Annotated in this window: 29 protein-coding genes and 1 tRNA gene; 14 read left to right on the forward strand and 16 right to left on the reverse strand. The window is 52.2% G+C overall.

Annotation, left to right across the window (positions count from 1 at the left end; translation table 11 throughout):
* The first annotated feature begins 79 nt into the window (after positions 1-79).
* The 10 genes from ACW73I_RS00550 to ACW73I_RS00595 all read left to right on the forward strand — a co-directional run bounded on the left by ACW73I_RS00550 (position 80) and on the right by ACW73I_RS00595 (position 9,461).
* Positions 80-742 (forward strand): hypothetical protein, encoded by a 663-nt coding sequence (locus ACW73I_RS00550; protein ID WP_458027241.1) that lies wholly within the window; start codon positions 80-82, stop codon positions 740-742.
* Positions 743-894: 152 nt separating this feature from the next.
* The gene (locus ACW73I_RS00555) at positions 895-1,392 is read left to right on the forward strand and encodes a hypothetical protein (RefSeq protein WP_458027242.1); all 498 of its coding nucleotides are present in this window, start codon (positions 895-897) and stop codon (positions 1,390-1,392) included.
* Between the two features lie 115 nt (positions 1,393-1,507).
* Complete coding sequence (locus tag ACW73I_RS00560) at positions 1,508-3,271, forward strand: DUF4942 domain-containing protein (RefSeq protein ID WP_458027243.1); 1,764 nt, start codon at positions 1,508-1,510, stop codon at positions 3,269-3,271.
* 132 nt (positions 3,272-3,403) lie between these two features.
* Positions 3,404-4,999 (forward strand): ATP-binding protein, encoded by a 1,596-nt coding sequence (locus ACW73I_RS00565; RefSeq protein WP_458027244.1) that lies wholly within the window; start codon positions 3,404-3,406, stop codon positions 4,997-4,999.
* A 272-nt stretch (positions 5,000-5,271) separates the two neighbouring features.
* Positions 5,272-5,745, forward strand: a complete 474-nt coding sequence (gene radC, locus ACW73I_RS00570; protein ID WP_458027245.1) for a RadC family protein — start codon at positions 5,272-5,274, stop codon at positions 5,743-5,745.
* 328 nt (positions 5,746-6,073) lie between these two features.
* Positions 6,074-6,355: a flagellar transcriptional regulator FlhD gene (locus ACW73I_RS00575; protein WP_458027246.1), complete on the forward strand. Its 282-nt coding sequence runs from the start codon at positions 6,074-6,076 to the stop codon at positions 6,353-6,355.
* A complete protein-coding gene (locus ACW73I_RS00580; RefSeq protein WP_458027247.1) occupies positions 6,356-6,982 on the forward strand; it encodes a FlhC family transcriptional regulator in 627 nt (208 codons plus the stop codon).
* A gap of 20 nt (positions 6,983-7,002) precedes the next feature.
* Positions 7,003-7,590, forward strand: coding sequence for an STAS-like domain-containing protein (locus ACW73I_RS00585; protein WP_458027248.1), 588 nt, complete (start codon positions 7,003-7,005; stop codon positions 7,588-7,590).
* A gap of 11 nt (positions 7,591-7,601) precedes the next feature.
* Positions 7,602-8,075 (forward strand): FlhC family transcriptional regulator, encoded by a 474-nt coding sequence (locus ACW73I_RS00590; protein WP_458027249.1) that lies wholly within the window; start codon positions 7,602-7,604, stop codon positions 8,073-8,075.
* A gap of 306 nt (positions 8,076-8,381) precedes the next feature.
* On the forward strand, positions 8,382-9,461 hold the full coding sequence (locus ACW73I_RS00595; protein WP_458027250.1) for a tyrosine-type recombinase/integrase: 1,080 nt from the start codon (positions 8,382-8,384) through the stop codon (positions 9,459-9,461).
* Positions 9,462-9,538: 77 nt separating this feature from the next.
* On the opposite strand, the gene ACW73I_RS00600 is transcribed toward ACW73I_RS00595, so the two are convergent.
* The 10 genes from ACW73I_RS00600 to moaB all read right to left on the reverse strand — a co-directional run bounded on the left by ACW73I_RS00600 (position 9,539) and on the right by moaB (position 16,948).
* Positions 9,539-9,614 (reverse strand) — tRNA-Thr (locus ACW73I_RS00600).
* 8 nt (positions 9,615-9,622) lie between these two features.
* Positions 9,623-10,006, reverse strand: a complete 384-nt coding sequence (gene hisI, locus ACW73I_RS00605) for a phosphoribosyl-AMP cyclohydrolase (RefSeq protein ID WP_458027466.1) — start codon at positions 10,004-10,006, stop codon at positions 9,623-9,625.
* Entirely contained in the window at positions 10,006-10,779 is a 774-nt protein-coding gene (gene hisF, locus ACW73I_RS00610) for an imidazole glycerol phosphate synthase subunit HisF (RefSeq protein ID WP_458027251.1), read from the reverse strand. The genes hisI and hisF overlap by 1 nt, the downstream gene beginning before the upstream one ends.
* A 3-nt stretch (positions 10,780-10,782) precedes the next feature.
* The gene (hisA, locus tag ACW73I_RS00615) at positions 10,783-11,517 is read right to left on the reverse strand and encodes a 1-(5-phosphoribosyl)-5-[(5-phosphoribosylamino)methylideneamino]imidazole-4-carboxamide isomerase (protein WP_458027252.1); all 735 of its coding nucleotides are present in this window, start codon (positions 11,515-11,517) and stop codon (positions 10,783-10,785) included.
* A gap of 65 nt (positions 11,518-11,582) precedes the next feature.
* Positions 11,583-12,224 (reverse strand): imidazole glycerol phosphate synthase subunit HisH, encoded by a 642-nt coding sequence (gene hisH / locus ACW73I_RS00620; protein ID WP_458027253.1) that lies wholly within the window; start codon positions 12,222-12,224, stop codon positions 11,583-11,585.
* A 38-nt stretch (positions 12,225-12,262) separates the two neighbouring features.
* The gene (gene hisB / locus ACW73I_RS00625; RefSeq protein WP_458027254.1) at positions 12,263-12,856 is read right to left on the reverse strand and encodes an imidazoleglycerol-phosphate dehydratase HisB; all 594 of its coding nucleotides are present in this window, start codon (positions 12,854-12,856) and stop codon (positions 12,263-12,265) included.
* Between the two features lie 50 nt (positions 12,857-12,906).
* The gene (gene pepN, locus ACW73I_RS00630; protein WP_458027255.1) at positions 12,907-15,546 is read right to left on the reverse strand and encodes an aminopeptidase N; all 2,640 of its coding nucleotides are present in this window, start codon (positions 15,544-15,546) and stop codon (positions 12,907-12,909) included.
* A 2-nt stretch (positions 15,547-15,548) separates the two neighbouring features.
* Positions 15,549-16,055 (reverse strand): phosphate-starvation-inducible PsiE family protein, encoded by a 507-nt coding sequence (locus ACW73I_RS00635; RefSeq protein WP_458027256.1) that lies wholly within the window; start codon positions 16,053-16,055, stop codon positions 15,549-15,551.
* Positions 16,056-16,064: 9 nt separating this feature from the next.
* Positions 16,065-16,427, reverse strand: coding sequence for a DUF423 domain-containing protein (locus ACW73I_RS00640; RefSeq protein WP_458027467.1), 363 nt, complete (start codon positions 16,425-16,427; stop codon positions 16,065-16,067).
* A complete protein-coding gene (gene moaB / locus ACW73I_RS00645) occupies positions 16,427-16,948 on the reverse strand; it encodes a molybdenum cofactor biosynthesis protein B (RefSeq protein ID WP_458027257.1) in 522 nt (173 codons plus the stop codon). The genes ACW73I_RS00640 and moaB overlap by 1 nt, the downstream gene beginning before the upstream one ends.
* A gap of 219 nt (positions 16,949-17,167) precedes the next feature.
* Between moaB and hemC the strand changes: the two genes are divergently transcribed.
* Genes hemC through ACW73I_RS00665 form a run of 4 tightly spaced genes read left to right on the forward strand, consistent with a single transcriptional unit; the run spans position 17,168 to position 21,274 of the window.
* Complete coding sequence (gene hemC, locus ACW73I_RS00650; protein WP_458027258.1) at positions 17,168-18,097, forward strand: hydroxymethylbilane synthase; 930 nt, start codon at positions 17,168-17,170, stop codon at positions 18,095-18,097.
* Complete coding sequence (locus tag ACW73I_RS00655; RefSeq protein ID WP_458027259.1) at positions 18,094-18,873, forward strand: uroporphyrinogen-III synthase; 780 nt, start codon at positions 18,094-18,096, stop codon at positions 18,871-18,873. The genes hemC and ACW73I_RS00655 overlap by 4 nt, the downstream gene beginning before the upstream one ends.
* On the forward strand, positions 18,857-20,029 hold the full coding sequence (locus ACW73I_RS00660) for a uroporphyrinogen-III C-methyltransferase (RefSeq protein ID WP_458027260.1): 1,173 nt from the start codon (positions 18,857-18,859) through the stop codon (positions 20,027-20,029). Before ACW73I_RS00655 ends, ACW73I_RS00660 begins: the two co-directional genes overlap by 17 nt.
* Before the next feature lie 12 nt (positions 20,030-20,041).
* Positions 20,042-21,274: a heme biosynthesis HemY N-terminal domain-containing protein gene (locus tag ACW73I_RS00665; protein ID WP_458027261.1), complete on the forward strand. Its 1,233-nt coding sequence runs from the start codon at positions 20,042-20,044 to the stop codon at positions 21,272-21,274.
* A gap of 49 nt (positions 21,275-21,323) precedes the next feature.
* On the opposite strand, the gene ACW73I_RS00670 is transcribed toward ACW73I_RS00665, so the two are convergent.
* The 6 genes from ACW73I_RS00670 to ACW73I_RS00695 form a co-directional block, all read right to left on the reverse strand.
* Positions 21,324-22,142, reverse strand: coding sequence for a class I SAM-dependent methyltransferase (locus tag ACW73I_RS00670; protein WP_458027262.1), 819 nt, complete (start codon positions 22,140-22,142; stop codon positions 21,324-21,326).
* Between the two features lie 82 nt (positions 22,143-22,224).
* Positions 22,225-23,427: an ACR3 family arsenite efflux transporter gene (gene arsB, locus ACW73I_RS00675; protein WP_458027263.1), complete on the reverse strand. Its 1,203-nt coding sequence runs from the start codon at positions 23,425-23,427 to the stop codon at positions 22,225-22,227.
* A 49-nt stretch (positions 23,428-23,476) separates the two neighbouring features.
* The gene (gene arsA, locus ACW73I_RS00680; protein WP_458027264.1) at positions 23,477-25,273 is read right to left on the reverse strand and encodes an arsenical pump-driving ATPase; all 1,797 of its coding nucleotides are present in this window, start codon (positions 25,271-25,273) and stop codon (positions 23,477-23,479) included.
* Between the two features lie 21 nt (positions 25,274-25,294).
* Positions 25,295-25,654, reverse strand: coding sequence for an arsenite efflux transporter metallochaperone ArsD (gene arsD / locus ACW73I_RS00685; RefSeq protein WP_458027265.1), 360 nt, complete (start codon positions 25,652-25,654; stop codon positions 25,295-25,297).
* A gap of 18 nt (positions 25,655-25,672) precedes the next feature.
* Positions 25,673-26,152 (reverse strand): arsenate reductase ArsC, encoded by a 480-nt coding sequence (locus tag ACW73I_RS00690; protein WP_458027266.1) that lies wholly within the window; start codon positions 26,150-26,152, stop codon positions 25,673-25,675.
* 27 nt (positions 26,153-26,179) lie between these two features.
* Positions 26,180-26,518 carry an ArsR/SmtB family transcription factor gene (locus ACW73I_RS00695; RefSeq protein WP_458027267.1) on the reverse strand — a complete coding sequence of 113 codons (339 nt, stop codon included), beginning with the start codon at positions 26,516-26,518 and terminating at the stop codon, positions 26,180-26,182.
* Between the last annotated feature and the right edge of the window lie 84 nt (positions 26,519-26,602).

Below are 26,602 nucleotides of genomic sequence, written 5' to 3' on the forward strand. Positions count from 1 at the left end.
GCTTAATTCAGCGTTTTTCACCCAGCAGGAACTTCATCCTGCCGGGTGGTCGTTCCTGCATTTTTTGGAGGTCATGACCATGAAAACAATCAACCAACCCAGCGTTGGCGCAACCTCACTTGAGAACAGTGCGGTTCGTTATCTGAATCAGTACCGCTGTCCATACTGCCAAACCGAATGGGAGGATGGTTGGGATTGCGCTTGTAACGATCGCTGTCCGGATTGCAACAAGGAAATCGAGCCTTATGAAAGCGCATTAGTAGAGGGTGAATTGGCGGAAACCGAATCACCAGTCGAAGAACCAGCCTTAGCTAATGCAACGCAGGAAGGCGTGAATCGGCTCTTCGTAGTTTCCTACGAAATCGACTATGTGCACAGGGTTTCGGTCGGTATCACCGCGGACAGTCCCGAAGCGGCACAACAGCTTGCCGAGCAGGCATTCAACGATGCCACGATTTGGGATGACACCGCTGCCATGCCGTTATTGTCCGATGAATATCATGAAGCGGAGGGTGAAAGCCTAGTCTGGGAATGCGTTTCCGTTGAACAATGGCCGGAACCCGATCATTCGGTACGGCAATTGAAGAAAGAGCAAGCGGCCATGCGGGTTTGTCGGGGATTGGTTGAAGCCTATCAACAAGGCGAAACTAGAGGCGGCAGTATCGATTGGGACGACTTGGATCAGTTGATTCCTGTGGCTTTACAAGCCTTGGGAAAACCTGCGCTGGACATCCAATCCTGAAAACTGTGCGCTGAAATTTTTATGCGCACAATTTGTACAAGTCTGAGTTAGCCAAATCATTCGATTCGGTACTCATTTTTATCCACCCAAACGGGAATGCCCTATTCCCGCTGGGGAATCGTGATGTTTCCGTATTTTTTGAGGACAACATCATGAATCAAGTCTTTGAACATACCTTCAGCACGGGGCATTGCATCCAGTATCAGCGATTACCGTCCGGTACCTGTTACCACGCCGATACACCAGAACCGGTGGTCGAGTTGTTAGAACAGCTTCGCCATAGCCGACGCAAAATCCGGCTGTATTACGGAGATCCAGCTACCGGTCAGTCCTGGCTCGATGAGCACGATGTCATCGGCTGGATTGGTCGCTCAACCGGCACGATCAAAGTGCCGCTATTGATCGAACCGGGTGACATCGGCGGTCCGGCCTTGCTGGATCATTGCATCGTCCGTATCGACAGCCCGCGCCAGGTGCTTTACCAACATGATGATTTTCGGGTTGGCACAGTAGAACTGGTCAGGGGCGAGCTTAAACGCTTGCCGTGGGAAATCTGGATCGATGGCGGCGTGCATGCCCGGTTCAAAGTGAAAACCGAAGTCCGGCAGTATCAGGACTTCATTCAAGGTAAGCGGTTCGCGTTGATCTGACGCGCCGTTTTCATTTTTGACACTCGGTTAAGCCGAGTTTTTCACACTACCCCTGCGGGATGATTCTATCCCGCCAGGGATAAATCGGTCGTCAGGGGCTTCTTTGGAGAATACCATGACAGATCCTTATCAATATTACCCCACGCCAGAAGCACTGAGTCGAAAAGCTTGGGCGATGTTCAAGAACCAGCAATTCGCGCGGGTATTGGAGCCTTCAGCAGGCGAAGGACATTTGCTTCGTCCAGGGCCATACCAGTACGGTAAACGTTTGCCGATTGATTGCATTGAAATCGATATCCGCAAACACGCGGTTCTGCGCGATGAAGGTTATGCGGTGGTGGGGATGGATTTTCTGCAGTTTCAAAGCGGCAGTGTCTATTCTCACATCATCATGAATCCGCCGTTTGCCGACGGCGCCAAACACGTGTTGAAGGCTTGGGAGATTTTATTCGATGGTGAAATCGTCGCCATCCTCAATGCTGAAACCGTGCGCAATCCTTTTTCGAAAGAACGCCAGATGTTGTTGCGGTTGATCGAGCAGCATGGCGAGGTTGAGTTTTTATCGGAAATGTTCGCCGGCGAGGATGCCGAACGCAAAACGCCGGTCGACGTGGCCCTGGTCTGGTTGAAAAAAACGTCGACCTTCGAACAGGACATTCTCGGCAATATTCTGGACGATTTGCGCCAGGATCGCCGGGAGGCCGACGATGTGGCGGGCGCGTTTCAATTGCCCCATGAGTTGGCCTTGCCGAATGCCTTCATCGATAACGCGGTGTTGATGTTCAATGCCGCGGTCGAAGCAGCGCGACAGGCCGTGGTCAGTGAAGCCCGTGCCAGCCGTTATCGGACCATGCTGGGCAAAACCCTCGGCGAACTGAGCGGTGGCGGTATCAGCAGTGAAGACGACTCGTCATCGGATGCGGTGAAGCGGACGCTGTTCAAACGCTATCACGATCTGAAGAATCGGGCCTGGGCCAGCATCTTACGCTCGACACAGGTCACTTCACGCTTATCATCGGCGGCACAGAAACGCTTGGAATCGGATTTCGAAACGGTGAAGTCCTTGGAATTTACCGTGCCGAATATCTATGGCTTTCTGCAAGGCATCATCGAGCAGCAAGGTGAAATTCAACTGAGCATGGTGTGCGATGTGTTCGATCTGATCACCCGCTATTACAGTGACAATGCGGTGTTTTACATGGGCTGGAAAAGCAATGACAAACATCGCATGCTGGGGATGCGGATCAAAACCACGCGTTTCGTTCTACCAGGGCACAAAGTTGAGTCTTATCATAACAGTCTGAACTGGGAGTCGGAACGTCTGTTAGCGGATTTCGACAAGGTGTTTGCCTTGCTCGACGGTAAGACCGAAGCGGACGTGAGTTTGGTGTCGGTGTTTCGGCAGCATTTTCATGAACTTCGGGCTGGAAAACGGATCAGCGGCAGTTATTTTGACGTTCGCTATTATCCAGGCGTCGGCACCATCCACTTTTTTCCAAAGAGCAAAACCTTGATCGACCGCATGAACCGTTGGGTCGGTCGCCAGCGCCGCTGGTTGCCGCCTGTGGATACACATGCCGGACAAGGTTTCTGGCAGCAGTTCGAACAGGCAGAGAACTTAGATCGGGCGTTTCACACCGAAGTGAACAAGCAGTGTCCTCGCAGTAGCCGGCATGTCCATTTCGATCCCTTTTGGGCGATCAAGCACGGCGGCGAGTCGGAACGGGAAAAAGGCCATCGTCTGTTAACCCAGGCAATGAGCACGGTACTTGCCTGCCGGGGCATCGATCCCGATGCGGTATTGGAAAACGAACCATCCAGCTTGCTGGAATGGGTGGGGTATCTACCATCGGTTACCGACCTGGCTTTGGCATCGTAATCCGGTGTTATACAGGTCTTTAACTTAACCACTGGCCTAGCCAGTATTACCCGCCTCGGGGAGATGATCCGTTCTCCCCGTCGGGGTTGGACTGTGTCGTTTCCTCGGGGCTTTTTTATTGGAGGAACGCACATGAACACCACACAATTATCGGTCAACCCCGAAAAATTGATCAACAACCTGCGCTTCAGCTTTACCCAGTCCACCACGGTACTGGGCGAACTGATGCAGAATGCCCGCCGCGCCGGCGCCAGGTTCATCAGCTTCGAGTATTCGGAAGATGCTCGAACCTTGACGGTGTGTGACGATGGCTGCGGCATCGCCTGTTTGAAAACGTTACTCACCGTAGCAGAGTCCGGCTGGGACGTTGAGGTCATCGAACGGGAACATCCGTTTGGATTGGGATTTTTGTCGGCAATCTTTGCCTGCGATGCCATCAGCGTCGACAGCAAAGGCGGTTGCTTTTCGGTGGATACGGCCGCGCTTTTGGCCTTCCAACCGATTGTGATCGAACCCGCGGACTGGCAAGGCATCACGCGTTTGACGTTGACCCAGTTCAAACCGGAAGCGGATCAGATCGAATCCCAGTTGCGTCGCTTGGCGCGGGGATTTCCGATTGAAGTGCGCTTTAACGGTGTCAGCCTGGATCGGCCGCGAGCGATCACATCAACATTACCGTTCATCAAGACCGAACTGGGCGATCTTTACTTGTATGGCTTGTCCCAGGGCGAAGACTGGTTGCGGCAAACGGAGTATTTTCATCTGTATCTGCAAGGTTTACCGGTCTATCACAGTCATCACGAACGAGACCCCGGTCATGTCATTCACTTGGATTCAAGCCGGTATTTCGCGCGGTTGCCCGATCGGGATAAATTGATCGATGAAGCGCAGGTCATTGCCGAGGTCAAACAGGTTCTGCAACGGGAAGCCAGGCAGCGACTGGACGTGATCAAGAGCCAGCTATCGGCGGAGGACTTTGTACAGGGCTATGACACCCTGAAAACATACCGCTGCCTGGATTTATTGAATGACGTGCCGTTATTGCCGAAACAGGTATTGGCCATCATTCAGGATTATCCGATCAAGGAAGGTTGCAGCAGCGTGAATTTGGCAGTGGATTCGCAGCCGGTCAGTCGAAGTGATGTGGAAAACGGCCTTGTCAAAGTTGCCGACTTGGATGATCTCGATGAGGTCGGTGGGCTACGCTGGATGTTTGCCTGGCACCGCGATTATCGGGTATTTCGGCCGGGGCTAGATGCCAAGCATTGGCTATTTTCGTATCTGGTCGATTTGAACGGGCCGGCAATCACCTTGGACATCGTCAACGAAACGCACCGCGCTTTTTTTGAAGGGCAATGGGTGAATGGTCAGGCGGTATTTTGTGAAAAATACCGGTTAACCCTGAATGGCGAGTCTGTCGACATCGATCACGATGCCGTCTATGACGAGGATCAGGACCGCTTCATTGTACCCAGTCGGGAGACATCCGGTTTGGTGATTTGCCAGGCATCGTCCTACTACGACGAATGGGATACGTTCATGGAATCCGCCAAGGAAGCCGATGAATGGGATTTTCATAACTTCGTGGTGGCCAATACGGCGGATAAACCCGCGGATGCATTGCAACGACTGCTGCCGAAATTTGGTAGTTGTCCGGCGCTGTTTTCCAGGACCTTTCAAATCGTGCTTGGCAATAGTGGCGATGTCGTCACCGTTGCGGAAATGTAGTCGAAACCCAATCGGGCCGATGGTCGCGGCTGTGTTAGCCCGTGGCTTTTGGCTGGTTTTCTGGCGAACGACCATTTAACAAGCACGCATTCCAAAACACCTGACGCAGTACTGGCGTCAGCTTAAGCGTCTTTAGCGAAATGTGTTCTGCCGACGGTCAACGCCTGCAGACATCGCTGACGATGCTTTGAATATTCTTACAACCCTTCCGGAGAAAGTCCACTCCGCAAGGGGCTGCTTTCTCCAAATTTTATGATTACGGGAGAAAGCCCATGTTATACATTCGAGGAACCAATAATCGTTACCGTATGGCCGATGAACAGGATGTCATCTTAGAGGCCATTCAGATCTACAACCGCACTTTTAGTCGAGGCGAAGCCTTGACCAGTCCGGACAAGGCGAAGGACTGTATCAAGTTAAAATTGGCGCCGTATGAGCACGAAGTATTTGTGTGTCTGTTCTTGGACAATCAGCACCGCGTCATCGCCTGCGATGAATTATTCCGGGGTACGGTTGACGGCGCTAGCGTATATCCGCGCGAAGTGGTGAAGGCCTCCATGCATTACAATGCCGCGGCTCTGATCATGGCGCATAATCACCCGTCGGGGATTAGCGAGCCCAGCCAGGCCGATCGTGTGATTACAGCAAAACTCAAAGCGGCTTTGTCTTTGATTGACATTCGAGTCCTCGACCACTTCATCGTCGGCGAAACCGTGTATTCATTCGCTGAGCATGGCTTGTTGTGAGCTTGCTTTTGGGCAATCAAGGCAGACCAACACCTCACAGAACGTGGAGATTGGTCTAATAGGCTATTTCAAGAAAAAAATGTGATAACAGCGCCCCGTCCTTCAGACGGTGGCGCATTTTTCCATCATGATGCATTTTTGTTAAATGCTTCACAAATATTGCCAGCATCTTCCGCTTTTTCCTGTTTTTTCACCGTCTCCCAGTCAACGCCCCGCAAAGTCTTGCGAGGAAAGTACCCCAAATCAGACCACTTTCCGTGTGAGATTTTTCCAGTGCGTGGGCCTAGCATAAGGCCTAACGAATTTGCCGAACACGGGAAGACAAGTAATGTCGACACTGGAAGAAGATCTATCGCAACTCAATTTTGAATATCTGATGCTGGTTCGTGAATCTGTCCGTAGCAACGCTCTGGAAGCCGCCTGGCGTTTTGGCCTGAATCAGAAACAGCTCAGTGTCATGGAAACATTGACAGTGGAAAAGATGCGGGCATTGGCGGGTAACAGTCGGGCCATCATTCGTTTATTACCGCTAAAGACTCCACAGCATATGGCACCGTCCGTGCATAGCGCATTGCTGATGTCCGAGCTTGATAACGCGGAGGATGTCTGAATGTATCGGATACCCAGCGAAATAGCTTTGCCGGAATTTTTGGAAACGATGTCCATGGCGAACAAACTCATTCGGTTAGGGGCAAGGCCACCAGTCGTTCAGCATCTCTGTGGCATCGGTCGCAAGGTGGCGATTCGTCTGCACAAGGACGCCCATCACAGCCCATCAAAATCAGGCATGTTGCCGTACGATTCTTATTGGATTGCCCGTTCATCACTGAATGCGCTACATGCTTCGACTTTTCTGGGCATTTTTGCGGATATCTCTCAACTCCACAGTCAGAATTCTATCAACGCTAGGCGATTCTTGGCTGCCTACGCGCTGTACAGCGAAGTATTTCGGCGAGCCAATAATCTCAGTGGTTTGGGCGTTAGCGCTGATCGCGGTAACTTATTGGTTATTAACCGTGCTTGGCATCTTATTCAGCAATTAAATAGCCGGGAAAGTCGGCTCGTTTTATGCGAAACCTGTCAATCCCGGCATATCGTACTGAACACAGTGCCAAAATTTTACCAACGCTGCCCAATTTGTGAGGTTTGGGCTGAAAAAAACATACGTCGCTACAAGGCGGCTTGTCTTGGCAGGCAAGTCGATCAAGCTCGGGATGCACGGTTGTCGACGACTTAACCACCGACAAGGAGATTGTTATGTATGTCGTCATCAAGCACCTCACCAAACTGAAAACACCCCAGACCTGTCATGGTATGCAACTGGTACAACGAGCGAGAGAATGTTTTTTGCTCAACGAATGCCTGACACTGGACTTTGAAGGGGTCGAATCCATCTCTATAGGTTTTTTCCAGGAAGCCATCCTCACGCTGGTGAACGAGTTTGGAGCTGACTTCCTCAAATGCAAGTTGCGGGTAGTCAATATGAGCCCGGCTGTAGAAGCGATCATGCAGGATGCCTTGACCAAAGTGGATGAATTTGTAGATAGATTGATGAGCCAGAATCAGGAGACCGTTGATCAAGAGCTCTATGATCTGAATCTGGCGTGGCTAGTAAAGGTGCGTACCGTAGCCCGAGAAAATGCCCTACAAGCGCTTTTGATCATGGGAATTGCCGATGAAGAGTTGCGATTAGCAGTGGCAAAGTTGTCTATGGACGAAATGCAGGCTCTCGCCCGATCCGGTTGTTTATGTTTTGCTCCCCGCTTTACATCGCAATTTATTCAGGGCTTTGGACAGCGTCACCATGATCTGGTTGATTTGTTGTTGGCTTTCACTGCGGGTTAGGTGGAGTGGTCATGTTAGATAATTACAAGCAACAAACACTGGCCCTTGAACTCATCAAACGTAAAGCCCGTGTTGCCATGATTCATGAAGAAACAAACATCTCAATCAAATGGCTGAGAAAAGCTTATCGTCAATATCATGGGTTTTCTGCGCGTTCCGGTGATAATAAACAATCCATTCACGCGCTCACCCGCACTAACCAACAATATAAAGAGGCTGCAGCCTTTGCTGCTTGTTATAGACAGGCTCAGTTCATCATCGACCAACGCAGTATTTACCAACTCATCAATGCTTTTGATGCTTTTAAGAAAATGCACCCGGCCAGCAAACTGGCTTTCTCCGAAACCAGTGTGATTATTGAAGAACTATTAGCTAACACAATTGAACTGACGCGATGTCCTGTTTGTAATTGCTGGAATTTGCTGCGCGCCCGCATGAATCATATTGAGCGGTGTGGGGTTTGCAAGACACGTCTAAAAAAATGAGATTGAGCAGGTGCATGGCGGTTTTTTAATTTTCAAGTTGGCAGTAAGAATCCAGGAAGATACAGCCTATTTTTGCCTGATTGGCGGAATTTAAAACATGACGAGTAATTACCCACCAAGAATCTTAAGGCTGCCAGAAGCACAGTATTACTCTGGTATGGGGCGAACCTTGTTTGATCGTGAGATTCGTCCCAATCTTCCCGAAATTCAAATGGGAAACCAAGGTATTGGCTTTGATCGACTTGACCTGGATCACGCTTTAGATGAATATAAAACCCGCAACGTGAGGGTTAAGGAGCAACCATCATGGCAAGAAACAAACTCCCAGGGTTGTACTGGGACAAGAAAACAGGGAAAGGTTCCGTCGACAAACGGATCGACGGGATCGGAAGAGTTCGCCACCGCTTTACAGCGAGCTCGCAAATCGAAGCAGAGGCGGAATACCATAGAGCGATAGCTGCAGCTAAAACGGAAGCGGCTGCGCCGAAACTGCGGACGTTTCGAGAAGCTGCAACAAAATTTCTAAACGAGGAGGTCAAACCTAGCTTGAGTCGAGATGCCAAGTGCTTGGAAAATTTGGATCCTTGGATTGGGCATCTTAGAATTGATCAAGTGCATCAAGGCACCTTACAGCCCTACATTGAGCATCGCCAGAAACTTGGAATTAAAAGCGGTACTGTTAATAGGGAGTTATCTGTTGTAAGAAGGATATTGTCTCTTGCCTCTCGGGTATGGCGAGACATGGACAATAATCCTTGGTTACCGACAGCTCCTTTATTACGGTCCCCAAATTGGGGAGACACTGCGCATCCTTATCCACTGAACATTGAAGAGCAACGGCGTTTTTTTAAAGAGCTGCCTTCGCATTTGGCTGAAATGGCCATGTTTGCTGTGAATACTGGTGCTAGGGATAAAGTAGTTGGTGAATTACGTTGGGAATGGGAAATCAAAATTCCTGAAATCGGAACGTCTGTCTTCCTAGTGCCGGGAGATTTCACTAAAAATGGTACACCGTGCTTGTTGGTACTAAACAGTACGGCGAGAAACATAATTGAAAGCCGGCGTGGGAAAATTGCCACGCATGTTTTTGGTTACAGGGGGAAACCGGTCGTTCGAATGTATAACTCCGCCTGGAAAAAAGCTTGGGTAAGAGCGGAGTTACCTGTAGGCAAAGAGGTTTTATCAGGGCCTCACAACCTTAGACATACCTTTGCAAGGAGGTTACGACTTGCGGGTGTGCCATTGGAAACCAGAAAAGCGTTGATGCATCACATTGATGGAGACATCACGGTGCATTATTCGCCAGCAGAAGTTGGTGAATTGATAACGGCAGTCGAGATGCTGACTAAGGTTGAAGGGGTAACTATGTTGCGATTGGCATCGTGATTTACCCAGTGGGTAAATTAGCAAAAATCGACTGGTTTATCACAAAGCCATAACCAATTGATTTTTTAGCATAAAAATGGTGCCGGCAATAGGAATCGAACCTACGACCTTCGCGTTACGAGTGCGCTGCTCTACCTGCTGAGCTATGCCGGCTTTGTGATTTATTTGTAGATGGATTTAGGGTCTTTGAGGACGGGTTCCATCGTCCGCCATTCGCCGTCGACCAGACTGCGGTAAAAGCAGCTTTCGCGACCCGTATGGCAGGCGATACCGCCTTCCTGGTCAATTTTAATCAATATGACGTCGCCGTCGCAATCTAATTGTATATCGATGACCTTTTGCCGGTGTCCGGACTCTTCTCCCTTGCGCCATAAGCGCTGGCGGGAACGCGACCAATAAGTGGCGTAACCCTCCGATACGGTAAGCGCCAACGACTCTCGGTTCATCCAGGCAAACATGACCACTCTGCCCGTATCGTGCTGCTGGGCAATCACAGGCACCAGGCCGTCCTCGGTCCATTGGATTTCATCCAAGTAATTGGCGATCACAGTCTTACCTCTATGCCGCGAGATTGCATGTGGCGTTTGGCTTGTTCGATCGTATATTCGGCAAAATGAAAAATACTGGCCGCCAGCACCGCATCGGCTTTGCCTTCGATGATGCCGTCGGCCAGGTGATCCAGGTTGCCGACGCCGCCCGAGGCGATCACCGGAATGCTGACCGCCTCGCTGACCGCACGCGTTAAGTCCAAATCGAACCCCGATTTCGTACCGTCTTTATCCATGCTGGTCAGTAAAATCTCGCCGGCGCCGAATTCGGTCATTTTAATCGCCCATGCGACTGCGTCGATACCTGTTGGCTTGCGGCCGCCATGGGTGAAGATTTCCCAGCGGTTTTCTTCTCCGTCTTTACTCACTTTTTTGGCATCTATCGCGACGACGATGCATTGACAGCCGAACCGGTCGGACGCTTCTTTAACGAATTCGGGACGAAATACCGCGGCACTGTTGATCCCGACTTTATCCGCACCGGCATTCAGCATGCGCCGAATATCGTCCAAAGTCCGAATGCCGCCGCCCACGGTCAATGGAATGAATACCTCACTGGCCACTTGTTCGACGACGTGCACGATGGTGTCCCTATCGTCGTGTGTGGCGGTAATATCCAGAAAGGTGATTTCATCGGCCCCTTCCTTATCGTAACGGCGGGCGATTTCTACCGGATCTCCGGCATCGCGGATGTCGACGAATTTCACACCCTTCACGACGCGACCGTTGTCGACATCCAGACACGGAATAATGCGCTTGGCCAAGCTCATAATTTACTCGAACGATTCCGCTAATTTAACGGCTTCGGCGAAATCCAGCGTGCCTTCGTAGATGGCCCGGCCGGTGATGGCACCCATGATGCCTTCGCCCGAGAACTTACCCAACGCGCGGATATCGTCGATATTGGTGATACCGCCGGAAGCAATGATAGGAATCGTCACGGAACGCGCCAATTTGGCGGTCGCTTCGATATTGACGCCCTGCATCATACCGTCTCGGGAAATATCGGTATAAACGATGGCCGAAACCCCCTGCGATTCGAATTTCTTGGCCATGTCGATCACATCGTGCCGAGACAATTTCGACCAACCGTCGATCGCCACTTTACCGTCTCTCGCATCCAGGCCGACGATAATATGTCCGGGAAATTCGATCGCCGCATCGCGCACGAAGTGGGGTTCGCTGACGGCTTTAGTGCCTATGATGACGTATTCGACCCCCGCATCCAGATAGCCTTGTATCGTATCTTCGTCGCGGATACCGCCGCCGATTTGGACGGGTACCTCGGGAAAGGCTTCGACGATCGCGTGTATGATCTCGGCGTTTTTCGGTTTGCCGGCGAAAGCACCGTCTAAGTCGACCAGGTGCAAGCGTTTTGCACCGGCCGCCACCCAGCGTCCCGCCACGGCAACCGGATCTTCAGAAAATACCGTATCGTCTTCCATACGGCCTTGACGTAAGCGTACGCATTTCCCTTCTTTTAAGTCAATTGCGGGTATCAGCAACATAGTTCTATTCCAGCGTTTAAATCATCTAATTCAAAAGGTTAAAAAAGTCGAAATGCGACGGTCGGTTACGCGGCGCCATCCCATCGCAAAAAATTTTGCAGTAATTGCAAACCCACCGACTGGCTTTTTTCAGGATGGAACTGCACGGCAAATATGTTATCTCGGGCTAAAGCGCAAGTAAAAGGCCTTGGATACTCGCTGGTGGCGATGCTGTCTTCGCCGCGGTCCGGGCTGGCGAAATAACTGTGCACGAAATAAAAACGGCTATCCTGCGGAATGTCGCGCCACAACGGATGTTCTTTTTGCTTGACCCTATTCCAGCCCATATGCGGAATTTTCAGCAATTGGCCCCGTTCATCGCGTAAATCATCGGCGAAACGGCGTACGTGACCGGGAAACAAATCCAAGCAAGCCGTACCGTCATTTTCCTCGCTATCGGTCAACAGTGCTTGCATGCCCAAACAGATGCCTAAAAAAGGCTTGTTTCGGGCGGCGTGTTTGATAGGTCCGACCAAATCCAGCTCATACAAGGCTTGCATGCAATCGCGTATCGCACCGACGCCGGGGAATACCACGCGATCGGCGGCCTGGATGACTTTGGCGTCCGCGCTGATCTCTATCGAGGTGTTGACATCGGCATGTTGGAGGGCTTTGGCAATGGAATGCAGATTCCCCATTCCGTAATCGATAACGGCAACTGATGACATAAAGGTTAAGGATTAAGAAGAAAACAGCTCTGGGACGATTATAAACTACCTTTGGTTGAAGGCATGATACCCGCCATACGCGGGTCATGGCTAATAGCCATGCGCACCGCACGGCCGAAGGCTTTGAACACGGTCTCGGCGATATGGTGGGCGTTTCCGCTTTTCAAATTGTCGATATGCAGCGTCACGGCGGCATGATTGACGAAGCCCTGGAAAAACTCTTTAAGCAAATCGACGTCGAATGAACCTATCATCGCTCTGTTAAATTCCACACCGTAAAACAACCCGGGGCGGCCGGAAAAGTCCACAACGACCCGCGACAAAGATTCGTCTAACGGGCAATAGGCATGACCGTAGCGGTAAATCCCTTTTTTATCCCCCAAGGCTTTCGCAAAAGCCTGCCCCAAAGTGATACCGATGTCTTCGACACTGTGATGCGCATCGATATGCAAATCACCGCGGCAAACGATATTCATATCGATCAAGCCATGACGGGCAATTTGATCCATCATATGATCGAGAAAAGGCACGCCGGTTTCGAAGGAAGCCTTGCCGTCGCCATCCAGATTAACGGTGACCTTTATCCGGGTTTCCAGGGTGTTGCGTTCGACCAGCGCGGTACGTGTGTTCATTGTTGTTGAAAATGGGATTATTTCGGCATTAGTTTACGTGATTGTGACAACTACGCCAAACTCTTGCTAGCAATTTCGTAAACATCCTTGGACAGACGCTCCGTAGCAACGATACGCTGCAATTGCTGTTTCATCAATTCCTGCCGCTCGCCATCGTAACGGCGCCATTGCGCCAACCCGGTCACCATGCGTGAAGCGATTTGCGGATTTAAGCTGTTCAACGCCAATACTTGATCCGCTAAAAACCGGTAACCCTCGCCGTTTTTAGCATGAAAATGCAGTGGATTGGATTGGCTGAATGCGCCGATCAGGGAGCGAACCCGGTTCGGCGTTTTCATATCGAAGGCCGGATGTTGCATCAATCGCTGCACGGTGGCAAAGGTATTCGGCATAATGCTGGTGGCCTGCAACGTAAACCATTTGTCTATCACCAAGGCCTCTTGCTGCCACTGCCGATAAAAGCTATCCAGGCAATCGACTTTAGCCGGGTGCCGGCTATTGACGATAGCCGACAGGGCTGCCATTTGGTCGGTCATATTGCCGGCGTTACGGTATTGCTGCTCCGCCATGCGCTGGGTCTCCGCTGTTTCCAGCTTGATCAAATAACTCAAACAGGCGTTCTTCAACCGGCGTCTACCGACCGCGCCGGCATCGAAACACCCGGACTCGTCGCGATGATGAATCAGATACACGCGCTTGAACTCGTCCCGCAATGCGTCGGCCAAGGTGGTTTTGACAAACTCCCGCGCATGGTGAATCGCATCGACATCGATCACGTCCATTTGCCCGGCCAGATAGCTTTCGTCCGGCAGCGCCAACAACAAAGCCTGATAGGACAAATCGTCCTCTTCTTCCGCTAATAAATGCCGGAAGGCCTCGATGACCAAGGCATTCAAATGCAAAGGGCGCTGTTGCTGCAGGTCTTCGATCAGTCCGAAGATAACCTGTACGACCAACTGTTGCCCGGCTTCCCAGCGATTAAAACTATCGCTGTCGTATCGCATCAAAAACGCCGAATCTTCTAACGTGCGCGACATTTTAACTTTGACCGGCGCCGAAAAACCGCGCAACAACGATACGACCGGCTCAGACGGCAAATCATGAAAAACAAAAACTTGCTCGGCTTCGGTCACATTCAGCGTCACTTCCCGATGAGTCTCGCCATCGAGTTTTATGGCTGCCGCCGACCCGTCGGCAGCGAGCAATCCCAGTTTAACCGGGATATGCAAAGGCGGTTTCTCCGCCTGATTCGGCACAGGGCAGCTTTGTTTGATGATCAAATCCAGTTGCTTTGCATTGGCGTCGTAATGTTGTTCCACCGACAGTACCGGCGTTCCGGCTTGCGAATACCAGCGGCGAAACTGAGTAAAATCGACGTTGTTGGCCGATTCCATCGCATTGATGAAATCATCGCAAGTCACGGCTTGCCCGTCGTGGCGCTTGAAATATAAATCGCAGCCTTTCCTAAAGCCTTCGGCGCCCAAAATAGTATGCAGCATGCGCACGACTTCCGCGCCCTTTTCGTAGACCGTCAGCGTATAGAAATTGTTGATTTCCATATAGGCTTCGGGCCGAACGGGGTGGGCTAAAGGCCCGGCATCTTCGGCAAACTGACGGGTGCGCAACATGTTGACATCTTCGATGCGCTTGACGGCGGGCGAAGAGCGGTCGCCACTGAACTGCTGATCGCGGAATACCGTAAAGCCTTCCTTCAAGCTCAACTGGAACCAGTCGCGGCAGGTTACCCGGTTGCCCGACCAGTTATGAAAATATTCGTGGCCGATCACCCCTTCGATATGTTCGTAATCGCTGTCGGTCGCGGTATCGGGCCGCGCCAATACGAACTTGGTGTTGAAGATGTTCAATCCCTTGTTTTCCATCGCTCCCATGTTGAAATGGTCGACGGCGACAATCATGTATAAATCCAGGTCGTATTCCAGCCCGTAGGTTTCCTCATCCCAACGCATCGCATTTTTTAGCGACTCCATCGCGTGCGCGCATTTGTCTATATTATGGCGTTCAACGAAGATCTCCAGCTCGATACGGCGGCCGCTCATCGTCACAAACTCATCGCTCACGCACTCCAATTGTCCCGCGACCAAAGCGAACAAATAACAGGGTTTTGCGAAGGGATCTTCCCATCTGACCCAGTGCCGTCCGTCATCCAATTCGCCCAGATCGACCCTATTGCCGTTGGATAGCAGCACCGGATAGCGCTGCGGATCGGCGATCAGGGTGGTTTTGAACCGAGTCATCACATCGGGCCTATCCAGGAACCAGGTAATTTTTCGAAAGCCTTGCGCCTCGCATTGGGTGCAGAACATACTGTTGGAAAGATATAAGCCTTCCAATGCCGTATTGGCTTTTGGGTTGATACGGTTCTCAATGCTGACGACGAACGACTTGTCTTGCGGCACCTGATGTATGCACATGGACTCCGGTCCGAGGTCGTAGTCGCCTTGCGCCAACGGACGGCCATCCAAGGCCACGCTGATCAATTCCAGCTCCTCGCCCATCAAGGTCAGAGACACGCCGTCGGCTCGGCTTTCGGGATTGCGGCGCAGGTTTAAAATCGACCGCACCAAAGTCCGCTCCTCATCCAACTCGAAGCTCAGCTCAATGTCATCGATCAAATATTCGGGCGGCGTGTAATCTTTTAAATAAATCGTTTGAGGCGTTGCTTCGCGCATAGTTATCGCTCGTCTTGAAAAACGGGTTTGGGTTTAAAGGAAATCAGCCAATAGGTCATGCCTAACGCCACGATGACGGCAGCCATCGCGACGACATAATGCCAATCCAAATCTTCGATCTCTAACATGATGACTTTTCGGGCAATCGCCATCAAGGCGGTAGCGACGACCATTTTAATCGGCAAAGCGTCGTATTTGATATAGACCGTGATATTGATGAAGATTTCGATCGCGATCAATACCGTTAAAAACGAACCGAAAACGGCCAAAATGTCGGTGACCGTCAACAACAAAAAAGGTTGCATCATTAACTTTTGGTACAGCACGTGGACCACATCGGCCACACCCCATAAAATCACCAAGGTCATCAACACCGCCAATATTCTGACCGCAAAATGAATGACGCGATGCAGTATTTTGATTAGTTCGTCTTCCGGCTGCGGCAACTTCTCTTCGCGGCTATCCAAATCGGGCAATTTATGAGAGGGTGCCGAAGGCCGAAGCGCCATGATTCAACCTCACCGATGTTGGTACGCAATAAAGGCCAACAAGGCCCAAGCCGCTAAGAACGCCAAGCCGCCAAACGGCGTGACCATACCCAGCCAGCCTATTTTGCCGATGGCCAATATATAAAGACTACCGGAAAACAATACAATACCCGTAATCAACAACCAGCCCGCCCAGGTCAATAGCCGCTGCTGCGGCAACGCTGCAACCACGGCCAATAACAGCGCATGCCACATCTGATAATTCACGGCTGTTTTATAGACCTCTAAATAATGTTCGGTGAGCACGTGCTTTAAACCATGAGCGCCGAAGGCGCCCATCGCCACGCCGGTAAAACCGGCCATGGCCGCGATTAACAAAAAACGGGCTTGCATCATTTCTCCAGTAAACGCGGCATTAACTGCACCAGGTTGCACGGCCGTGTCCGAAAATCGAGCTGGTCCTTAATCAAATCTTGCCACGCGGTGCGGCAAGCACCCGACGAGCCGGGCACACAAAAGATATAAGTGCCGTTAGCAACACCGGCGATCGCCCGTGATTGCATCGTCGAGCTTTTAATCTCTTGGTACGAAATCATCCGGAATACTTCGCCGAAACCGTCCAATACTTTATCCAATAGCGGCGCCACTGCTTCCGGCGTGCCATCGCGACCGGTCACGCCCGTGCCGCCGGTACTGATAATCGCCTGTATGGCCGGATCCGCTATCCATTGGCTGACAATAGCACGAATTTGATAGATATCGTCGCGCACAATCTTTTTGTCATACAGGCGATGACCGGCGTCGTTTATCCCGGTAACCAATGTCAAACCGGAAACATCGTTTTCTTCCGTGCGGGTATCGGACACTGTCAACACGGCTATATTTAATGGGATAAATCCCTTGTCTTCGCTCATCTATAGGCTCCGGCTCGATAAGTTAGGCATTCTAAGAAACCGTCACAGTACAAATCAAGCGCTTACTCGGTTCTTAATTTAAAACAATGTTGCGCAAAAGTAACAAGTTCTAAAGAATTTCATCGCCGAATCGGATTACAATACGAATATTTATTTCCCGGATATATTAGCGAAAACGACGTCACCATCGAATTTCGTCATGATTCTGCAGGAGCTATTTTGGCTGAAAAAACTATTCGCATTGCAACCCGACAAAGCCCGCTCGCACTCTGGCAGGCCGAACACGTCGCGTCACGGCTGCAGCAAGCTTTTCCCGGTCTCAAAACCGAATTGGTAAAGTTGGTTACCCGCGGCGATAAAATCTTGGATGCGCCGCTGGCCAAGGTCGGCGGCAAGGGACTGTTCGTCAAAGAACTGGAACAAGGCATGCTCGAAGGCAGTGCGGATATCGCGGTGCACTCAATGAAAGACGTTCCGGTGGAGTTTCCGGAAGGTTTGCATCTTGCGGTGATCTTGGAACGCGAAGATCCCACGGATGCATTTGTATCGAATCGTTTCAAGAACTTGGCTGAATTGCCCGGCAACGCCCGCATCGGCACTTCCAGTTTACGCAGACAATGTCAGATTAAGCAAAAATTTCCGCAGGCGGAAATCTTGAGTCTGCGAGGCAACGTCAATACGCGCTTATCCAAATTGGATGCCGGCGACTACGACGCCGTCATTTTGGCCTCTGCCGGCTTAATAAGATTGGACATGGGCGAACGTATCACGACGCGGCTGACACCCGACGAAAGTTTGCCGGCCATAGGCCAAGGCGCCATCGGTATTGAATGTCGTATCGACGATGCCGAAATACACGATTATTTGAAAGTCCTGCATGACGAGCAGACCAGTATCCGCGTGAGCGCCGAGCGCGCGATGAACGCCCGATTGAACGGGGGCTGCCAGGTCCCGATTGCCGGTTTTGCCGAAATTCGCGGCAGCCGCTTGTTCATGCGCGGCCTGGTCGGCAGCCCCGACGGTTCCACAATATATCGCGCCGCTGCCGACAGCGAGCTGAATCAAGCGGAACAATTGGGACGGGCGCTGGCCGAGGACTTGTTGGCCCAAGGCGCCGACAGGATACTACGCGAGTTATATTCCGGATGAACGGCTTAAATGGCGCTTTGGTACTCGTTACCCGCCCCGCAGCTCAAGCCGGCACACTTTGCCGGCTCATTGAGCAACACGGGGGACAAGCGCTATGCTTTCCGACTTTGGAAATCCGACCGGCCTCGGTTACGATGGAAGCAATAACGAAAGCGCTGGCCGGCGACTGGTTGATATTTACCAGCGCCAATGCCGTCGAATTTGGGTTGAAAACGCTTGCCGTCGAATTAGACCGTCTTCGGCCGATGCAACTGGCTGCCATCGGCCAGGCGACGGCGGAGGCTCTGCGCCAAGCGGGATTAAACGTAAAATGCATGCCCGAACAAGAATTCAGCAGCGAAGGTTTGCTGGCCGAACCAATCATGCAAAATGTTGTCGGACAACAAATTACGATCGTGCGCGGTGTAGGCGGCCGGGAAAAACTAGCCCAAACCTTAAGAGAAAGAGGGGCCGCCGTAGATTATTTAGAGGTTTACCGGCGCTGCTGTCCTAAGACTAACAATGACACGCTGATCAAACCGTTACGAGAAGGCAAGCTGGCGGCCAGCACCGTCACCAGTAGCGAAGCGCTACAAAATCTTTTGGCATTGTTAGACCGGACGACGGCATCTTTATTGCGCAAGCTGCCGCTAATTGTGGTCAGCAACCGAATAGGGCAATTAGCCCAAAAATTGAGTTTTGAACACATTTCAGTCAGCCGGCAGCCGACAGATGCGGCCATTTTAGAGACATTGACGATGTTATTTTGCGGGGAAAACAGTGACCGAAGTAATTGAACAACAACAAGAAAAGCAAGCTCCGGTAGTCGTGGTTAAAAAGTCTAATTCGGGTCTATGGATCGGCATCATCGCTATCACATTGGTAGTCGGCCTGGCCGCTGCCGGCTTCTATTTCATGCAGCAATTGCGCGCCACGCAGGATAGCAAAAGCAGCGAAGAAAGCTTGAGATTAATCGAAGTCGATAAAGAACTGAATGATCTGCAACAGCAGCTATCTAATCTTCAATCCCAAATTGCCAATGTGAATGCCGAAATGACCGGCAAAGACAATCATTTCACCCAAACCTTGGCCGAATTTTCCAAGCTGCACGAAGAGCGTTTGGGTACGACGCGCAAAGAACTGGAAGCATCGATACTGGCATTACAGCGTCAGTTGGGTAAAACGCGCGGCGACTGGCTAATCGCCGATGCCGAATATTTGCTGAGCGTTGCGAATCAGCGCTTACATTTAGTCGGCGACGTCGACACGACTCGCGAAGCATTGGAAGCGGCCGATCAACGCCTCAGAGAAAGCGGAGATGCCTCGGTATTTAAAGTTCGCGAGCAAATCGCAAAAGAAATCGCTGCGTTGAATAACATCGAAGAGCCGGATATCGTCGGCATTTATGCCAGCATTCAGCATCTACAAGATGAGGTAGAAAATCTTTCGGTATTTTTACCGCACGCCGGCAAACAACCCGAAAAGGAGCCCGCTCAACAAGACTTATCCGAACATGGCCACGAAATTCTGGAACAGGTCGCCAAACAATTGGAAGGCTATGTCGTCTTGCGACATACCGAGCAACCGGTTAATGCCGTGCTGACGCCCGAAGAAGCGCACTTCATCAAGCAACAGCTCAAGGTCAGATTGGAAATGATCGAAATTGCCTTGGTGCAACAAAACGATACCTTGTTCAAAAGCAGTATCGCCGATGCCAAAGCCTGGTTATTGAAAAATTTCGCCGAGAATCAACAAACCGAAAATTTTGCCGCGCAAATGGATAAGCTGGCGTCCGTGCGGTTGCATAGCCAATATCCCGATGTCAGCGGCTCATTGAAACTGTTGAAAGACATCAGCAAATTACGCCTGGAAACCGACAAAGCCCTATTGAACGACACGCCTGCACAACCCGCTCCCGATCAGGCTCAACAACCGGCAAACGGCCAACAATAAACGAGTTCTGTCATGAGAAACGTCATTTATTTTCTTATCTCCTTGCTGACTGCGGTGGCCGTCGCTTATGCGCTGCATAGTTGGTTGGCGAAGCATAACGATCCGGGCTACGTACTCATCGGTTTCGGCCACTGGTCGCTAGAGACTTCGCTAACCGTATATACAGTTGCGCAAGTGATTGGTTTTTTCGTGTTATATACTTTTTTTCGTCTACTGGGCGCGCTGTTGCGCCTGCCTAGCCGCTTGGCGAAACACCGCCGCTCGGTTAAATTCAATCGCTCGCAGGAAGCCTTGATTGCGGGTTTATTCGACGCCGCCGACGGTAATTGGGAAAGCGCGGAAAAAACCCTGATCAAGCACGCGGCCAATAGCGGAACGCCTTTGCTGCATTATCTGACGGCGGCAAGGGCCGCGCAATCTCGCGGCGCGTTTGATAAACGCGACGAATACTTGCAGAAGGCGGCCGAACAATCGTCCGAGGATAATCTGACGGTCGGCCTCACCCAAGCCGAATTGCACATGTCGGAACAACAATTCGAACAGGCCATCGAAACCTTGAGCAAACTACACTCTATCAATCCCGGCCACGCCCGCGTATTGAAAATGATGCATCAAGCCTACCAGCACATAGGCGACTGGGAAGGCTTGAGCCGTTTACTGCCTTCGTTACAGCAGAATAAGGTGCTGATGGAAGCCGAAGTAAAAATTCTGGAAACCCAGGCCTATAGCAGTCTGCTGAAAAAAGCGGCCGAACAAAATGAAGCGGCGGCGATACAGGCCTGTTGGAATGATATTCCGGAACACATTAAAATCTTATCCGGCATTGCAAATATTTATTTTGCGGCGATGATCAACGCCGGCGCCGGCCACGACATCGAACAAACCGTGATCGAACAGCTCGGTAGACATTGGGACTCCACAACACTGGAACTTTACGCCAATATCGAAACGGAACACAGCGGTAAACAATTGCAGGCGGCCGAGAAATGGCTGGCGGTTTACCCGAACGACCCGGCCCTGTTAAAAGTGTTGGGCAAATTAGCGCTGAAAGTTGGGCAAATGGAAAAATCGGAGCAGTATTTGCTAAAGAGCCTGAATGGCGACTCGTCGGTAGGCGCCTACCAGTTATTGGCCGACGTGATGTATGCCAAGGGCGATAAGGATCAAGCTTGCAATTACTATAAACGCGGATTGCAACTGGCATCCAGCGAAATACTCACTCAAGTGGAAACGGTGAACGCTTAAGCACACGCATAGTGGCCGGTGATATCGCATTGGCGCCCCCACTCGGTCGTTATTGTTTCGCAGCTACCGCATAGACCACATTGGTACTAATCGACCGGACTCGCTCTTCATCCAGCCGTAACAAATTGACGTCACGCACTTGCGCAAAGGTTTCCGCGTCCAATTGCGCCAGCGTTCCTCGGTAACCGCTGCCCATCGCGATGGCCCACCAATCTTCCGGCGAATTCAAGGGATGCGAGCCGGACTCGGCAACGATATTATCGGTATTGACTCCCGCTGCGGCCAGCATCCGCCGCAAACCATCGGGATTTGAAATGCGCTCCCACGGATTGAAGCTGCGCTGTAGATCGGGCCGTACGTTGCCGATCGCCTCCCAAAAAGCGCCGTTCGCCGGCTCGAACAAATCAGGTCCCCAGGTAGTGATCGCCAAACGCCCTCCCGGCTTGACCATGCGCCATAATTCCCGGGCCGCCGCAATCATATCCGGCACGAAAAATATTCCAAAGACACACACCACGGCATCGAAACCGGCGTCCGGATAGCCCAAATCCAGCATGTCGGCCACGCGAAACTCGATGTTCTCAAGCCGCTTGGCCCTGGCTTTAGTTTCAGCCAACGCAATCAGCCGTTCAGCCAGATCGGCGGCAATCACTTTTCCATTGGGACCAACGTATTCTGCGGCCGGCAAAGCCGACCCGCCGCTACCGGAACAAACATCCAGCACCGATTCGCCCGGACGTAAAGCGATGCGCTCCACGGTTTTTCGGCCGAAGCCGTGCCAGAAGGAAGCGACCGGATGATCGAAATAATCCGCCGCCATATTGTAGGCCATCGCGGCTTTTGCCTTGGCTTGTTCGTATTGGTTCATAGTCCCGGTGCCTTTCTTGATTGGACTGATCAGAGTAAATCCGGACTGCCGCTGTTAACTGTGAAACCAAGCTTAGGACAAGCTATAAACTGCTCCCGGCAAACCAATGTTGCGTGCGCTTACAAAAACCGACCAAGGCCAACATCAGCGGCACTTCTATCAATACGCCCACCACGGTAGCCAAAGCCGCGCCCGATGACAACCCGAACAGCATTACTGCCGTGGCGATAGCGACCTCAAAATGATTGGATGCGCCTATCAGCGCCGAAGGTGCGGCATTTTGATAGGAAAAACCCCAGAGTTTAGCGGCTCCGTAGGTCAGCGCAAAGATCAAAACGGTCTGGATCGCCAACGGTATCGCTATCCATAGGATGGTCAGCGGGTTGGCGGTAATCACTTCGCCTTTGAAGGAAAACAGCAACACCAAGGTCACCAACAAGGCGATGATGGTGATCGGAGTCAATAAATGCAGAAACTTCTGTTCGAACCAATCCAGGCCTTTGTGGGCGATGATCCATTTTCTGGAATAAAAGCCCGCCAGCAACGGCAAGGCCACATAAATGCTGATGGACAATAACAAGGCCTGCCAAGGTACCGGCAATTTGCCTACGCCCAACAAAAATCCGCCAATCAAGCCGTATAAAAACAGCATCGTCAACGAATTGATCGCCACCATCACCAGGGTATGACCGGCGCTGCCTTTGGCCAAATAGCCCCAAACCAACACCATGGCGGTGCAAGGGGCGACGCCCAGCAAGATGCAGCCGGCCAGATAACTGCGCCACAACGGCACGGTCAGCATTTTTACGCCATCCTGCACGACCACAGTACCTGCACCATACCGGCTGCCAACCGGCAAATCCAGACCGAACGGCATCTTAACCAAGTCGACCGCCTCGGTGCCGATCAGCTCCCGAAACAGAATACCTAAAAATAGATAGGCGATCGCGTACATCGTGAATGGTTTGATCAACCAGTTGACTACCAGGGTCAGCGTGACCGGTTTGACACTCTTACCGGCCTTGACCACTTCGGTAAAATCGATTTTGACCATGATGGGGTACATCATGAAGAAAAGGCAGACCGCAATCGGGATGGAAATGACCGGCGCGCCGTCGACGGTAATACTCATGCCGTCCAGCGTATTGGCAAGCTCCGGCGCATAGGCGCCCAGCAAAATGCCGGTGGCTATGCACAAGCCTACCCATAACGTCAGGTAGCGTTCGAAAAAACCCATATCGTGTTGTTTGTCGGTCATGGTATTCGTTTGATGAGGCGCGTTCATGCTTAATATGAAAGTGGTTACGGGATAGCTGGTGCCGGCTGCACGCGGGTCAATCCAGTTTGGTCATGGAGGATATTGAGCGTTTGCGAACGAGGTCAAGCAGGCGTTCGGGCCCGACCGGCTCTTGGTGCGCCAAGGGCACCACGGCATAACGTTGGGCATGGCGGGTTGCAACGGCGTTGATCTCGCGCAACTCATTCGCCGCCCGTTGCCGCAATATGGGCGATTTCGCCGACGCTGCCGCCACACTGTTGTTGATGATCCAAGCCCACGGCTCGATGCCGGCCCGTTTCAAGTCGTCTTGCAGTTCGGCCGCTTCCAATACCGGCGTGGTTTCCGCCAGCGTGGCGATCAGAAGCTTGGTTCGCTTGCGATCCTGCAGGCGCATCAAAGGCGTGCTGTAAGGCTCGCGTTTGCCATCCATTTGCCGGCCGACTTCACGGTGATAAGCGCCGGTCGCATCCAACAACAGCAAGGTATGCCCGGTCGGCGCGGTGTCCATGACCACAAATCGATGGTCGGCTTCGCGGATGATGGCGGAAAAAGCCTGAAACACCGCAATTTCTTCGGTGCACGGCGAGCGTAAGTCTTCTTCCAGCAGCGCCCGGCCTTGATCATCCAGATTGGCGCCTTTGCTTTCCAAAATATGCTGACGGTAACGCTCGGTTTCGCGTTGCGGATCGATACGGCTGACGGTCAGATTGTCCGGCGCGCCGTTCAAGGTTTCGTTTAAGTGCGCGGCCGGATCCGACGTGCTCAGATGCACCGGCAAGCCGCGTCTCGCCAGTTCAACCGCAATGGCGGCCGCCAGCGTGGTCTTGCCGACGCCGCCCTTGCCCAACAGCATCACCAGACCGAGGCCGTCGGCCGCGATCCGGTCGACCAAGTCGGACAGGCTAGGTTCTGCCGCCCCGTTGTTAGCCGAATCCACGAAAACCGGCGCGTCCTCTACCGTTTCCACCAGCAATCGGCGTAAAGCATCGAGGCCGACAAGATTGAACGGCTTCAGCATGACCCGGTCGCCCGGCAGGGTTTGCAGTGCGGTCGGAATGTTTGCCATTGCGGCTTGCTCGCGTTGATGGATCGCCAAGGCCAACGGATCGCCGGCCGTTTCGGCAGGCGGCAAGATACCGTTGATGATCAGATATTGATCATGCAAACCGATGGCGGCCAATTCTTCATGGGTGCGGGCGACTTCCCGCAGTGTGGTTTGTTGGGCGCGGGCCACCAGAATCAATCGGCTACGCCGGGCGTCGGCCAAAGCCTCGACCGCCGCCTTGTACCGGCTGCGTTGTTTTTCCAGCCCCGCCAAGGGCCCTAAGCAGGACGCATCGCCTTTGCCGGCTTCCAAAAAGCCGCTCCAAGCGCCGGGCAACTGCAACAACCTTATGGTATGTCCGGTCGGGGCGGTATCGAACACGATATGCTGATAGTCCGCGGTCAGCGCGGGGTCGGTCAGCAGCGCGGTAAATTCGTCGAAGGCGGCGATTTCCGTGGTGCAGGCACCGGATAATTGCTCTTCTATGCTATTGACGACGGCTTCGGGCAGCACGCCGCGTACCGGACCGACGATGCGATCGCGATAGGCTTGAGCGGCGGCTAGCGGGTCGATCTCCAGCGCCGACAGGCCGGGCACATCGGAGATTGCCGTAATCCGGTTGCCGATTTCCGTGCCGAATACCTGGCCAACATTGGAGGCCGGATCGGTACTGACCAGCAACACCCGGCGACCGGAATCGGCTAAATTGACCGCCGAGGCGCAAGCGATCGAAGTCTTGCCGACCCCACCCTTGCCGGTGAAAAACAGAAAGCGCGGTGCTTGAGCCAGAAATTTCATGTCGGCCATGACCATAAACGCAATTGGCGATTAACAGCATTTGCCGCCGGAACAGCAGCTTGATTCGGTTTCCGCGTTGGCGTTGAGGTCGATCCCGGCCCAGCGCGCCAGTTCGGATCGGCTGGGATAACGGCCGGCCAAGGCAATATCGCCGTCGACCAGAATCACCGGCAAGGCTTCCGCGCCGGAACGCTCCAGAAAGGCTTTGACGACGGCGTTTTCGGCGAAGGCTACCGGCTGTTGGGCTAAATTGAAGCGTTCGACCCGGGCGCCGTTTTGTTTGGCCCAATCGACATCAGCCGAAAAAGTCACCAATTGCTGATCGACATCCGTGCCGCAAACGCCGGTGCTGCAACATAAGGCGGGGTCATAAATTTGTATCGTAGTCATGATAGAGATCCCGGTTGTTTAGGGTAATAACGTGCCGATGCGATCGAGCTCAGCTTTCAAACGATCAGGATCGTTTTTCAATTCGTTCAGCGGCAAAGCCAGAAATTGTTCGATGCGATAGCGCAAGATGCCGTAAGCGGTCTCGAAAGCCGCGTCGATTTCGTCCTCCGTGCCTTCGGCATGTGACGGATCCTCCACGCCCCAATGGCTGCGCATGACCGGGCCCAGATAAGCCGGGCAAACTTCGTTGGCGGCGTTACCGCACACGCTGAGAACGATATCCGGCGTTTCGGGAAGATCGTTCCAGGATTTGCTGTAATAACCCTCGGTCGATATGCCTTTTTCTTCAAGCTTGGCCACCGCGCGACTGTTTAAGCGGCCCAAGGGATTGCTGCCCGCGCTGATGGCACGCCAACCGTCCGGCGCAAGATGGTTGAATATTGCCTCGCCCATCAGAGAGCGGCAGGAGTTACCGGTACAAAGAAACAGGACGTTCATATTGCAAAGCTCGTAGAGTGGAAAAATTCAGTCCGATTCGCAGCAAGTCGACGCCGCGCCATTATCGAAACAGCGCTCGGCATGGCCGGCACAACATTCGGCTGTTAAATAATCGATCAGCGACTGCATGACGGTTAAATCGGCCCGGTAGCGCTGATAGCGGCCTTCTTGCGTAACATTAACCAGACCTGCGTGGGTCATCGCCTTCAGATGAAACGACAGATTGGTGGGCGGCAAAGCCAATTCCGTAGCAATTTCCCCGGCAACCAGACCGGTCGGCGCATGCTTGACCAACAAGCGAAAAACATCCAAACGTACCCCGGACGCCAAAGATTCAAACAATTTGGTAGCGAGTTCTTTATTCATTGGGCAACTATACAACAATTATTGAAATATAAAAATAAAAATTTATCTTCCAATCGGAACTTAAAGCAAACTAGACATCCATAC

This window comes from Methylomonas sp. MgM2 (assembly GCF_054172045.1).